General features: G+C 66.7%; 12 protein-coding genes. 5 read left to right on the top strand and 7 right to left on the bottom strand.

Translation table 11 applies throughout. The features are described 5' to 3' along the window. Positions 1-213: 213 nt before the first annotated feature. From bamB to ndk, 6 genes are all read right to left on the bottom strand, one after another. Positions 214-1,431: an outer membrane protein assembly factor BamB gene (gene bamB / locus AB4Y92_RS08510; RefSeq protein WP_441819320.1), complete on the bottom strand. Its 1,218-nt coding sequence runs from the start codon at positions 1,429-1,431 to the stop codon at positions 214-216. A gap of 17 nt (positions 1,432-1,448) precedes the next feature. Beyond that, the gene (locus AB4Y92_RS08505; protein WP_441819219.1) at positions 1,449-2,078 is read right to left on the bottom strand and encodes a YfgM family protein; all 630 of its coding nucleotides are present in this window, start codon (positions 2,076-2,078) and stop codon (positions 1,449-1,451) included. Between the two features lie 135 nt (positions 2,079-2,213). Further along, on the bottom strand, positions 2,214-3,059 hold the full coding sequence (locus AB4Y92_RS08500; protein WP_441819218.1) for a helix-turn-helix domain-containing protein: 846 nt from the start codon (positions 3,057-3,059) through the stop codon (positions 2,214-2,216). After that, positions 3,056-3,919 (bottom strand): type IV pilus biogenesis/stability protein PilW, encoded by an 864-nt coding sequence (gene pilW, locus AB4Y92_RS08495; protein WP_441819217.1) that lies wholly within the window; start codon positions 3,917-3,919, stop codon positions 3,056-3,058. The genes AB4Y92_RS08500 and pilW overlap by 4 nt, the downstream gene beginning before the upstream one ends. Beyond that, positions 3,906-5,093, bottom strand: coding sequence for a 23S rRNA (adenine(2503)-C(2))-methyltransferase RlmN (gene rlmN / locus AB4Y92_RS08490; RefSeq protein WP_441819319.1), 1,188 nt, complete (start codon positions 5,091-5,093; stop codon positions 3,906-3,908). The genes pilW and rlmN overlap by 14 nt, the downstream gene beginning before the upstream one ends. Before the next feature lie 139 nt (positions 5,094-5,232). Further along, a complete protein-coding gene (gene ndk, locus AB4Y92_RS08485) occupies positions 5,233-5,658 on the bottom strand; it encodes a nucleoside-diphosphate kinase (RefSeq protein WP_441819216.1) in 426 nt (141 codons plus the stop codon). Between the two features lie 398 nt (positions 5,659-6,056). On the opposite strand from ndk, the gene AB4Y92_RS08480 reads away from it, so the two are divergent. The 5 genes from AB4Y92_RS08480 to AB4Y92_RS08460 all read left to right on the top strand — a co-directional run bounded on the left by AB4Y92_RS08480 (position 6,057) and on the right by AB4Y92_RS08460 (position 11,873). Then, the gene (locus AB4Y92_RS08480) at positions 6,057-6,677 is read left to right on the top strand and encodes a TetR/AcrR family transcriptional regulator (protein WP_057943231.1); all 621 of its coding nucleotides are present in this window, start codon (positions 6,057-6,059) and stop codon (positions 6,675-6,677) included. 171 nt (positions 6,678-6,848) lie between these two features. Continuing rightward, a complete protein-coding gene (locus AB4Y92_RS08475; protein ID WP_441819215.1) occupies positions 6,849-9,224 on the top strand; it encodes a 3-hydroxyacyl-CoA dehydrogenase/enoyl-CoA hydratase family protein in 2,376 nt (791 codons plus the stop codon). Positions 9,225-9,398: 174 nt separating this feature from the next. After that, positions 9,399-10,604 carry an acetyl-CoA C-acyltransferase gene (locus AB4Y92_RS08470; protein ID WP_441819214.1) on the top strand — a complete coding sequence of 402 codons (1,206 nt, stop codon included), beginning with the start codon at positions 9,399-9,401 and terminating at the stop codon, positions 10,602-10,604. A 43-nt stretch (positions 10,605-10,647) separates the two neighbouring features. After that, positions 10,648-11,040 carry a hypothetical protein gene (locus tag AB4Y92_RS08465; protein WP_441819213.1) on the top strand — a complete coding sequence of 131 codons (393 nt, stop codon included), beginning with the start codon at positions 10,648-10,650 and terminating at the stop codon, positions 11,038-11,040. 98 nt (positions 11,041-11,138) lie between these two features. Beyond that, the gene (locus tag AB4Y92_RS08460; RefSeq protein ID WP_441819212.1) at positions 11,139-11,873 is read left to right on the top strand and encodes a methyltransferase family protein; all 735 of its coding nucleotides are present in this window, start codon (positions 11,139-11,141) and stop codon (positions 11,871-11,873) included. Positions 11,874-12,118: 245 nt separating this feature from the next. Here AB4Y92_RS08460 and AB4Y92_RS08455 read toward each other — a convergent pair whose 3' ends face one another. Next, a complete protein-coding gene (locus AB4Y92_RS08455) occupies positions 12,119-12,415 on the bottom strand; it encodes a hypothetical protein (protein ID WP_441819211.1) in 297 nt (98 codons plus the stop codon). Positions 12,416-12,609 lie beyond the last annotated feature (194 nt).

The raw sequence follows: 12,609 nt of genomic DNA, 5'->3' as shown, positions 1-12,609 counted from the left end.
CGGGCTGACCGGGCTCCGGGCCCGGATCGCCGCGAGTGCCGGACGGCCCCCGGCGGGCGGATATCGATAAAACGAACGGCCCGGAACGGCTGTTTGCCGCCCGGGCCGCGCATGCCGGGACGAGGTATCGGGAACCGGAACGAAGGCCGCGCAGCGGTGAAACCGCGCCGAACCGTCCGTTCCTATTCCCGATGACCCGTTCCCTGCCTCACTTCACTGCAGCTTGAACGCAGTCAGCTCGCCCTTGATGTTCTGCACGATCAGCACGCCGTCGGCGACCACGGGAGCTGCCTTGAGCGGCTTGCCGCCGGCGCGGGCGCGCGCGGCGAACTCGCCGGTGTCCAGCTTCATCCAGTGCACGTAGCCGTCGAAATCGCCGACCACGGCGTAATCGCCCTGCACCGCCGCGCCGGTCAGGTTGCGGCGCGCCAGCGACGGCTGCGACCACAGGGCGCTGCCGCCGTTCTTGTCCAGGCCGTACACCGTGCCGGACGGATCGCTGACGATCAGCTTGTCGCTGCTCAGGCCCAGACGGCCGACGCCGCCGTGCTCGCTGGACCACAGCGGACGGCCGCTCGGCGCGTCGATCGCCACGGTCTGCTTCTTGAAGCTGGTCGCGTACAAGGTGGTGCCTTCCAGCACCGGGGTGCCGTCCACGTCGGCCATGCGGTCGAGCTCGCTGCGGCCTTCGGGCTGCGACACCGACTGGTCCCAGGTGGTGTGGCCGTCGCTGGAGGCCAGCGCGCTGACCGTGCCGTCGTCGTTGCCGACGAACACGAAGCCCGGGCCCACCGCCGGCGAACCGTTGCCGCGCACCGACAGCATCGGCACTTCGTGGTTCCAGAACCAGCGGCGCTCGCCGCTGGCGGCGTCGAACGCGGTGACGCGGCCGTCGTTGGAACGCACGAACACCAGACCCAGGCCGATGCTCGGCGCGGCGATGACTTCGTTGGTGACCTTGGCGGTCCACTTCTCGGCGCCGGTGGCCGCGTCGAGCGCGATCACTTCGCCGTCCAGGCCGCCGATCACGACCAGGCCTTCGCCCGCGCCGGGACCGCCGGACAGGCGAATGTCCTTGTCCTTCTTGTCTTTGTCCTTGCGCTTGGGCACGTAGTGCCAGACTTCCTTGCCGCTCTGCAGATCGTAGGCGTGCACGCCGCCCTTGAGCGCGGCGGCATAGACGCGGCCGTCGGCGACGGTCGGGCCCTGGCCCACGCCGATACGCTCCTCGCCCTTGCCGGCGTTGACCGACCAGATCTTGTCGACCTTGACGCTGGGGGTGAAATCGGTGAGTTCGGTCGGCTCGTTCGGCTTGCCGTCGTCCTTCTTCTTGCCGCCGAACCAGCCCTTGACGGTGGAGCAGCCGCTCAGTGCGAAGGCGCACAACACGACAGCGGCGGTGGCGCGCACGACGGCGCCGCCGGAGGACATCTTCTGGGCTTGGATCATTAAGACTTGGCCTCGGGCTTGACCGGCGTGCCGCCGGCTTCGGTGAGCTTGAGTTCGAGCAGGCGGCGGCGCGGCGAGGCTTCATCGAGCTTGCCGAGCGCGGCGGTGTAGTCGTTGCGGGCCAGATCGGCCTTGCCGAGTGCGAGCTGGGCGTCGCCGCGGACTTCCATCGCCATCGGCGAGCTCGACTTGTCGAGCAGCTTGATCGCATCGGCCGGCTTCTTGGCGTCGATCAGCAAGCGCGCCAGACGCTGGTTGATGATCTCGGCGATCGCCGCGTCGTCGGTCTTGATGCCCTGCAAGGTGGCGATGGCGGCGTCGCGCTGGTCGGTCTCGACCTGCGACTTGGCCAGATCCAGCGACGCCAGCGTGCGGTACATGCCGTCCGGCAGCGCCTTGACCTTGGCTGCGGCGGCCTTGTCCTTGGCATCGACCGCGTCGGTCGCGGCCTGGAACTGCGTGGCGGCCTTGCCGTGCTCTTCGAGCTGGTGGTTGCCCCACCACTTCCAGCCGCCGATCGCGGCCAGGCCCAGGGCGATGCCGCCGATCAGGCCGGCGCCGTTGGCGCGCAACCAGGACAGTACGCGTTCGCTTTGTTCGTGTTCGTCGAGCAGGTCGTCAATCGCCATGATGCGCCGTCGGTAAGCTGGCTGAACGGCCCGCCGCCGCGCGGGCGCGGTGGAATGGGCCGTAATGGACCGGCCCGAAGCCGCACTCGATGCAGCGTCGGGCCGATGAAGGTGTTCGCGGACCCGCAGCGCGGGTCAGTCGGAGACCGGCGCGAGGGAACCGTCAGAGGATAGCGTAAAGCGCGCGACGTTCGCGCGGCTGAACGGTGCCAGATCGACCGGTTGGCCGGCGTTGCGGACTTCCACCGCGGAGGTGTTGCCCAGACGCACGCTGGCGACGTCGCCCGGGTTGTAGCTGCGCTCCTGGCCTGCGCCGAGGATGCCTTCTTCCAGCTTGCTGCCGTCGGTGCCGACGATCTGCACCCAGCTGTCGCCGCTGAACTTCAAATCGAGGGTCTTGCCGGCCTGGGCTTGCGTTTGCGCCTGCGGCAGCGGCGGCGTCATCGAGGCGATCAGCGGCGTGCGCTGCGGCGGCGTCGAATCGGCTTGCGTGGCACCGCCCGTTTGCGACGGCGCGGCGCCCGCCGGACCGGCCGGCAACGCCGCCATGTCCAGCGATTGCACGGTGGAATTGCTGTTGGGATGACGCGTGGCGATCCAGATCGGCACCGCGATGGCCGCGGTCATGACGATGTAGACGGCGCGGCGCGTGGTCTGCTCGAACACGCGGCGGTAGCGCGGCGTGTGGGTGTGGCTGACCAGCTCGGACGGCGCGGTCGAAGCCATCGGCGTGCCGCTGAGCTGGCTTTCCAGGTCGATGCCGACCAGGCGCGCATAGCTGCGCAGCTGACCGCGCACGAAGACCGGCGCGCCGATACTGGCGATGTCGTCGCTTTCCAGCGACCTGACCACACGCGACGGCATTTTCAGCCGTGCGGCCACGTCTTCGATGGACAGCCCCGCTGTCTCGCGAGCCTGTTTGAGACGCGCGCCACAGCTTCCGCCGACCTCAGTCGCGAATTCGTTCGACTGCATCATCACTTACCGCCATCCCCCGATTCGGAGCCCTGCGCGTCAGGGAACTCCGCCCTCATTCGCTGAACGTATCTCGCGGCGGCTGCCGTGTCGCCGAGTTTTTGTTCGATTTGTGACGCAGTCATCAGCGCTTCAGCTGAAATAGGCCCAGCGGCTAATCGCCGTTCAGAAAACGCCCTCGCCTCGAAGGCGTTGCCCAGGCGCAGTTGGCGCTTGGCCATCGCGCCCAGCGCCATCGAGCTGTTCGGATCGATGGACAGCGCCAGACGCAGATCGGCGTCGGCGCGTTCGCCCTGCCCCAGCTTGTCGGCGCAGGCGCCGCTGTTGGCCAGCACCACCGCCGGGGTGGAGTACTGCGGATCGGCCAGGGCGCGGTCGAAATACCCCATCGCCTCGCTGGCGCGCTGGTTGGCGCACAGCCACACGCCGTAATTGTTGAGCGCCGCGCCGCGGGTCGGCGCGTACTCGGCCGCCTTGCGGTAGTAGCCGCCGGCCTCGGCGTTCTGGTTGTCGCGCTCGGCCAGCAACGCCATCAGGCTGTAGGCCTCGGCCGAACGGGGGTCGTACTTCAGCGCCTGCTTGAGTTCTTCACGGGCCTTGGGCACGTCGCCGGCTTCCAGGTAACGCTGCGCCGACAACGCCCGGCCGGTCGCCGCGCCCTTGCCGTCGGCGCTCTTGGGCTTGTCTTTGAAATCGTAGGTCGGGCCGGTGTGCTCGAAGTCGTGGCGCTGCAGGTTCGGCTTGATGAAGCTCAGGCGGTTGCAGGCGCCCGCGCCCAGCACGACCAAGACCGACAGCAGTACCCAGCGGGCGGCGCGAACGCCGCGGCCTTGCGAAGGTTGAAACGGTGAATCAAGCCGCGGCATCGCCCACATCCGTGCTCTGTCCATCCAAGCCCTGGGCTTGCAGTTGTTTGCGGAACTCGGCCTGGCGCCGGGTGCGGTCCATGACCTGACCCTTGAGCTGGCCGCAGGCCGCGTCGATATCGTCGCCGCGGGTGCGCCGCACCGGCGCGATCATGCCGGCGTCGTTGAGCAGTTTCTGGAAGGCGCGGATCGCCGCTTCGTCCGGGCGCTCGAAGCGCGTACCGGGGAAGGGATTGAACGGGATCAGGTTGACCTTGGCCGCGTCCTTCATCTGCACCGCGTTGTCGAACTGGCGCAGCAGGCGCACCAGCTGGCGCGCGTGGGTCGGCTGGTCGTTGACGCCCTTCATCAGGGTGTATTCGAAGGTGACCGAGGTACCGCGCTTGCGCAGCGCGTAGCGCACGCAGGCGTCCATCAGTTGTTCGATCGGGTATTTCTTGTTGAGCGGCACCAGCTGGCTGCGCAGCTCATCGTTGGCCGCATGCAGCGATACCGCCAGCGACACGTCGCTGACCTCGCCGAGCTTGTCGATCATCGGCACCATGCCGGCGGTGGACAGGGTGACGCGCTTGTTGGCCAGGCCGTAGCCCAGGTCGTCGCGCATGATGCTCATGGCGCGCACGACGTTGTCGAAATTCGCCAGCGGCTCGCCCATGCCCATCATCACCACGTTGGTGAGCTTGCGCTGCTGATGCGGGACGTTGCCGAGGTGGCGCGCCGCGACCCAGACCTGGCCGATGATTTCGGCGGTGGAAAGATTGCGGTTGAAGCCCTGGGTCGCGGTCGAACAGAACTGGCAGTTCAGCGCGCAACCGACCTGCGAGGACACGCACAGCGTGCCGCGGCCCTTGTCGGGGATGAAGACCGCCTCGATGGCGTTCTTCGGGTCCATGCCGAGCAGCCACTTGTGCGTGCCGTCGGTGGAAGGCTTGTCGAACACGACCATCGGCGCGCGCACTTGCGCATGCGCTTCGAGCTTGGCGCGCAGCACCTTGCCCAGGTCGGTCATGTCGTGGAAATCGGTGACGTAGCGGTGATGGATCCACTTCATCACCTGGTGCGCGCGATAGCGCTTCTCGCCGAGGGTCTGCTCGAAGAAGTCTTCGAGCTGGATACGGTCGAGGTCGAACAGATTGGTCTTGCCGTTGTCGGGGACCATGGCGCCGAGGGACATCGGCGCCGTGGTCTTGCCGGTAACGTTCACGATCTCGATGTCCGCGCGCGCAGCGGAGTCCGTCGTGGGCGTGTCGCCGGCGAGCGGAAGATCGTTTGCGGTGTCGCGGATATCGTTCACTTCGTACTCGTTGCGTGGCTTAGCGCGGATACACGTCGGTGGCCGGGAAGAAGTACGCGATTTCGATCGCGGCATTCTCCAGGCTGTCCGAACCGTGCACGGCGTTGGCGTCGATGCTGTCGGCGAAGTCGGCGCGGATCGTGCCCGGCGCTGCGTCCTTCGGATTGGTGGCGCCCATCAGATCGCGGTGCTTGAGCACGGCGTTCTCGCCCTGCAGCGCCTGGATCACCACCGGACCGCTGATCATGAACTCGACCAGGGCGGCGAAGAACGGACGCTCGCGATGCACGGCGTAGAAGCCTTCGGCTTCCTGCTTCGACAGGTGCTTCATCTTGGAAGCCACGACCTTCAGGCCGGCCTTTTCGAAACGGGAATAGATCTCGCCGATGACGTTCTTGGCGACGGCGTCGGGCTTGATGATGGACAGGGTGCGCTCCAGCGCCATGGAAAGTCTCCGGGTAGGCGGGCCGCTTACGGTCGGCCCTGAGAATAACAGAAAACCCGCGACGAAACGCGGGTTTAGCCGATATGGCTCCCGTAATTCTACATGTAACCGCGAGCCCGTCGCCACACCCGGGATGCGATGGCACACCGGTTTCGGGCGACACCGAAGTCGGTTTCGCGATGAGACCGGGATCGCTCCGGCAGGGCCGGCACACGATTGTGCAAACCACGACACATTGCCGGCGCCCCGGCCGGCCCGCGAACCGACCGATCCGGTCAGGCGGGCGGATTGACGCGCCCTCGCCCCGGGGACTAGCATCAAACAAGCGTTTGATTCATGCCGCCGCTTCAAGACCGCCGCCAGCCGTCCCCCACTGTTTCCGGAGTCCGCCCGACCGCATGTCCACTACCGCGCATTTTTCGACCAAGGACCGCATCCTCGGCGCCGCCGAAGAGCTGTTCGCCCAGTTCGGCTTCAGCGGAACCTCGCTGCGCCAGGTCACCAGCCGCGCCGACGTCAATATCGCCGCGGTCAATTACCACTTCGGCAGCAAGGAAAACCTCGTCAACGAGGTGTTCCGCCGGCGCATGGACGAGATGACCGAGCAGCGCATGAGCGCGCTCAAGGCCGCCGTCGCCCAGCATCCGGGCGAACTGGAGCCGATCCTGGCCGCCTTCGTCGAACCCGCCCTGGCCCTGGCCCAGGACCGCAACGGCGGCGGCGCCTTCGTGCGGGTGATCGCCCGCGCCTACGCCGAGAAGAACGACAGCCTGCGCAAGTTCCTGTCCGACCACTACGGCCACGTGCTGCGCGAATTCGCCAAGGCCATCGCCGTGGCGGTGCCCGGGCTGACCAAGGAGGAGCTGTACTGGCGCCTGGACTTCCTGGCCGGCTCGCTGACCTACGCCATGGCCGACTTCGGCCTGATCAAGCGTCCCGCCGGTGTCACCGAGGCGGCGCATCGTGAACGCGCTGCCCGCGAACTGATCCGTTTCGCCGCCGCCGGCTTCAAGAGCTGAGCGGCGCAGGCCCGGTCCCGGCGGGGACCGGCGCCGCCGGCGTGCCCAGTGCACCGGCGAATCCCACCCGCCCGCGCTCAGCGAGCCCGCGCTGGATCCAGCCAGTGCCCGCGTGAGTACCTCCCCTCGCCACGTCCCAGATTCTCGAATTCCTTCAAGGAGTTGTAGACGATGTCCAACCAATTGCTAGTCCGTCGCGCCGCGGTCCTCGGGGCCGGCGTCATGGGCGCCCAGATCGCCGCGCACCTCACCAATGCCGGCGTCGATACGGTCCTGTTCGACCTGGCCGCGAAAGAAGGCGACCCCAACGGCATCGTCGCCAAGGCCATCGCCAATCTGGCCAAGCTCAGCCCGGCGCCGCTGGCCAGCAAGGCCCTGGCCGAGCGCCTGACCGCCGCCAACTACGACACCGGCCTGGAACAGCTGCGCGGCTGCGACCTCATCATCGAGGCGATCGCCGAACGCATGGACTGGAAGCAGGACCTGTACAAGAAGATCGCCCCGTTCGTGGCCGATCACACCGTGCTGGCCTCCAACACCTCGGGCCTTGGCATCAACAAGCTTTCCGAAGTGCTGCCCGAGCAGCTGCGCCACCGCTTCCTCGGCGTGCATTTCTTCAACCCGCCGCGCTACATGCACCTGGCCGAGCTGATCCCGGCCAAGACCACCGACGCCGCGGTGCTGGAAGGCCTGGAAACCTTCCTGACCACGACCCTGGGCAAGGGCGTGGTGATCGCCAAGGACACCCCGAACTTCATCGGCAACCGCGTCGGCGTGTTCTCGATGCTGGCCGCCATGCACCACACGGAACAATTCGGCCTGGGCTTCGACACCGTCGATGCGCTGACCGGCCCGGCCATCGGCCGTCCGAAGTCGGCCACCTACCGCACCGCCGACGTGGTCGGCCTGGACACCATGGCCCACGTCATCAAGACCATGGCCGACACCCTGCCCGACGATCCGTGGCATTCCTACTTCAAGTCGCCCAAGTGGCTGACCGCGCTGGTCGAGAAAGGCGCGCTGGGCCAGAAGGCCGGCGCCGGTTTCTACACCAAGAAGGGCAAGGACATCCTCGTTCTCGACCTGAAGGCTCAGGATTACCGCGTCAGCGCCGGCGAACTCGATGCCGACATCGCCGCGCTGCTGAAAGAAAAGGATCCGGCCAAGAAGTTCGCCGCATTGCGCGCCAGCACCAACCCGCAGGCGCAGTTCCTGTGGGCGGTGTTCCGCGACAGCTTCCACTACAGCGCCTTCCATCTGGAATCGATCGCCGACACCGCGCGCGATGTCGATTTCGCCATGCGCTGGGGCTACGGCTGGTCGCTGGGCCCGTTCGAAACCTGGCAGGCCGCAGGCTGGAAGCAGGTCGCCGACTGGATCGCGGAAGACATCGTGGCCGGCAAGGCCATGGCCAGCGCGGCGCTGCCGAACTGGGTGTTCGACGGCCGCGAAGGCGTGCACGGCAAGGACGGCAGCTACAGCCCGGGCCGCAACGCCCAGGTGCCGCGTTCGTCCAACCCGGTGTACGCGCGCCAGCGCTTCCCCGATGCGCTGCTCGGCGAGAAGTTCTCGCAGGGCCAGACCGTGTTCGAGAACGACGGCATCCGCCTGTGGGCCGACGACGGCGACGACATCGCGGTGATCAGCTTCAAGACCAAGATGCACACGGTCAACGACCATGTGCTCAACGGCATCCAGGAAGCCATCGCCATCGCCGAGAAGAAGTTCAAGGGCGTGGTGATCTGGCAGCCGAAGGAGCCGTTCTCGGCCGGCGCCGACCTGTCCGGTGCGCTGGGCCTGCTGCAGGCCGGCGACCTGAAGGGTTTCGAGGCGATGGTCGCGAACTTCCAGGCCACCAGCCAGCGCATCAAGTATTCGCTGGTGCCGGTGGTCGCGGCGGTGCGCGGCCTCGCGCTCGGCGGCGGTTGCGAGTTCCAGATGCATTCGGCGCGCAGCGTGTTGGCGCTGGAAAGCTACATCGGCCTGGTCGAGGCCGGCGTCGGCCTGCTGCCGGCCGGCGGCGGTCTGAAGGAATTCGCGGTGCGCGCCTCCGAAGCGGCCGGTCCGGGCGGCGACGTGTTCGCCGAACTCAAGACCGCGTTCGAAAGCGTGGCGATGGGCAAGGTCTCGACCTCGGCCTTCGAAGCGCGCGAGCTCAAGCTGGCCCGCGAAGGCGACCGCGTCGTGTTCAACGCCTTCGAGCTGTTGCACGTGGCCAAGGCGCAGGCGCGCGCGCTGGCCGAAAGCGGCTACCGCCCGCCCCTGCCCGGCCGCCGCATCCAGGTCGCCGGCGATGTCGGCATCGCCACCTTCAAGATGATGCTGGTCAACATGCTGGAAGGCCGTTTCATCTCGCCGCACGACTACGAGATCGCCACCCGCATCGCCACCGTGATCTGCGGCGGCGAAGTCGATCGCGGCGCGCTGGTCGATGAGGAATGGCTGCTCAAGCTCGAGCGCGAACACTTCGTGGCCTTGGCGCAGATGCCCAAGACCCAGGAGCGCATCGCGTACATGCTCAAGACTGGCAAGCCGCTTAGGAACTGAGAATCGGGAATGGGGAATCGGGAATCGCAGAAGCACGGCTTCTTCTCCCGTTTCCCCTGCCCTGCCCCCATATAGAAAAAAACCGGGAGCAAGAATCGAATCGGAACATCGCCGGGCCTTTGCTTCGACGATTCCCGATTCCCGATTCCCGATTCCCGGCTTTCGGAGAAAGCCATGAGCAAGCAAGTTCAAGACGCCTACATCGTCGCCGCCACCCGCACCCCGGTCGGCAAGGCCCCGCGCGGCGTGTTCCGCAATACCCGTCCCGACGACATGCTCGCGCATGTGCTGAAGTCGGTCATCGCGCAGGCGCCGGGCATCGACGTCAACCGCATCGACGACGCGATCATCGGCTGCGCCATGCCCGAGGGCGAGCAAGGCATGAACGTGGCGCGCATCGGCGTGCTGCTGGCCGGCCTGCCCAACACCATCGCCGCGCAGACCATCAACCGCTTCTGCTCGTCGGGCCTGCAGGCCGTGGCGCTGGCGGCCAACGAGATCCGCCTGGGCAATTCCGACCTGATGCTGGCCGGCGGCACCGAGTCGATGTCGATGGTGCCGATGATGGGCAACAAGGTCGCGCTGTCGCCGTCGGTGTTCAACGACGACCACGTCGCCATCGCCTACGGCATGGGCATCACCGCCGAGAAGGTCGCCGAGGAATGGAAGATCTCGCGTGAGGACCAGGACGCGTTCGCGCTGGCTTCGCACCAGAAGGCCATCGCCGCGCAGCAGGCGGGCGAGTTCAAGAGCGAAATCAGCCCGTATGAAGTGATCTCGCACCAACCCGATCTGTCCGGCAATTTGATCAAGCTGCGCAAGACCCTGGTGGAGCTCGACGAAGGCCCGCGTCCGGACGCGTCGCTGGACGCGCTGGCCAAGCTCAAGCCGGTGTTCCGCAACGGCCAGTTCGGCGGCAGCGTTACCGCCGGCACCAGTTCGCAGATGAGCGACGGCGCCGCGGCGGTGTTGCTGGCTTCGGGCCAGGCGGTGAAGGACTACGGCCTGACTCCGCTCGCGCGTTTCGTCAGCTTCTCGGTCGCCGGCGTGCGTCCGGAAGTGATGGGCATCGGCCCGATCGCGGCGATTCCCAAGGCGCTGAAGCAAGCCGGCCTGAGCAAGGACCAGATCGACTGGATCGAGCTTAACGAAGCCTTCGCGGCGCAGGCGCTGGCGGTGATCCGCGACAGCGGCCTGGACCCGTCCAAGGTCAATCCGCTCGGCGGCGCGATCGCGCTCGGCCATCCGCTCGGCGCGACCGGCGCCATCCGCACCGCCACCATCGTGCACGGCCTGCAGCGCCGTAAGCAGAAGTACGGCCTGGTGACGATGTGCATCGGCACCGGCATGGGCGCGGCGGGCGTGTTCGAGTCGCTGTAAGCTCAAGCCGTCCGATCACGCAACGGCCAGGGAGGCCGTGGCCATGACCTTCAAACCCAGCGCGTTCGCTGTGGCCGTTGCGTTGATCCTGGCTTACTGCACCGTGCCCGTATTCGCGGGGCACGGGGCGGGCGTCATGGGCCTGCTGCTGTTCAGCGGCGGCCCCAACGCGACGATGGCCTGGTTCGGCATCCTCGCCAGTCTGGGCGCCAGCTTCCTGCGTTGGGAGCTGGCATCGTTGCTTGGGCCTGTGGTGCTTGCGATAGCGCTATGGTCGGGATTCGTCGAAATCTACGGCCAGGACAAAGTCTTGAGCATTCAAGGCATGTTGACCGGCCTGATATGGAGCGTGCTGTTCCACTTGATGTTGTTGATCTCGTTCGTCCGCACCTTGCTGCTCTGGCAAGAGCAACGCGAATACGAACGCCTGCACTGATCCGCAACGCGCATTTGGCCGCATCCGCCCCTGTGTCAGGCGCTGGCGGCATGATGGGATGCGGCGTCGATACGCACGCCCTTCGGAACCGGCCACCCATGAGCGAATCAGTCTCGCCGTCCGCCCCGCCCGCCTGGGCTGTCGCGATGCGCCGCCTCACCACTTACTTGTCGCAGGATTTCCTCGGCGGCCCGCGGCCGTGGAAACTCGCCTGGGTGGTGAATTTCCAGAAGGCCGGCACCTTCGTCTTTCTCGGCGCCTTGATCGCCTGCTACCACAACACCTCCACCGCGGCGTGGATCTACCTGGCGATGCACGGCAGTTACGGACTGGTCTGGATCATCAAGGACCTGGCGTTTCCAGACCCGAGCTGGCAGGTCAAGGTGACGATCGGCGGCGGCATCAACTCGTTCCTGAGTGTGCTGGGTTGGTACTGGGTGTTCGGTTGGCTGCTGATCTCCGGCACGGCACGGCCCGACTATCCGCTGCCGGACGCGGCCTGGTTCTGCCTGTGCATCAGCCTGTGCATTCTGGGCTGCGCGATCATGATTGCCGCCGATGCGCAGAAGTATTTCACCTTGCGCCTGCGCCGCGGCCTGATCGACGACGGCATGTTCCGCTATGTCCGCCACCCGAATTATCTCGGCGAAATCATGATCTACGGCAGCTTCGCGCTGATGGTCTGGCATTGGCTGCCGGCGCTGGTGCTGGCCTGGGTATGGCTGGGACTGTTCGCGGTGAACATGGCGATGAAGGAAGCCAGCATGTCGCGTTATCCGCAATGGGCCGCGTACAAGAAGCGCAGTTGGTGGCTGGTGCCGGGCGTGTTCTGAATCGCGTTGGACGCGCTTGGGTTCGCATTCGCCGCTTCGCGGCCGCGATCGTCTTCGCTGAGCGCGAATTACATCGGTTTGCGTAGCCGATCCGTCGGGCGATTCCCCCGCCTCGGCGACGGCCCGGAACTTACGAAAAAACTCCGGCGGACGCTGATCGTCCGCCGGAGCGGGTCGTCAGTGCCGGCCGCGCTCGCGCGCGACCGGCGATCTGGCGAATACAACGAAGGCCGATGCGGCGCGGCTTACTTCGGGCAGGCGGTGAACTTGCCCTTGGCGTCGCGGCAGTGCTTGGTTTCGGCCTTCTTGGCGCAGGCGATGAACTTGCCCTTGTCGTCGCGGCAGCGTTCGGTCGCGGCCTTGGCCGGCGCCGATTTGGCGGGGGCCGCGGCGGCGGGCTTGGCGGCGGTGGTGGCTGCGGCCGGCGCCGACTTGGTCGCGGGTGCGGGCTGGGTGGCGGGCGCGGGCTGCGGCGCGGCGACGGCGCCGAGGCTCAAGGACAGAAGAAGGGAAGCGAGCGAAACGGCGAGCGTACGGCGCATGGCGAATCTCCCTGGAACGCGACCGGAATGTGGATCGCAGCCGGATGCTAGCAACCGATCCGCCGCTATTGCGTGTTGGCGGCATTAAATTTACTTAATGAACCCGATTAATTTGCGGCTGGCTTCGTATTGGCGTGGCCTGAGAGCCGCAATCGGGCTCTTAAGTTGTGCTGCCGCCGTAGCCAAACCGCAGC

This window comes from Lysobacter sp. TAB13 (assembly GCF_052113885.1).
Taxonomy (GTDB): Bacteria; Pseudomonadota; Gammaproteobacteria; order Xanthomonadales; family Xanthomonadaceae; genus Lysobacter; species Lysobacter gummosus.
Note: the sequence above shows the minus strand (reverse complement) of the source record. Positions and strands in the feature narration are given on the sequence as shown.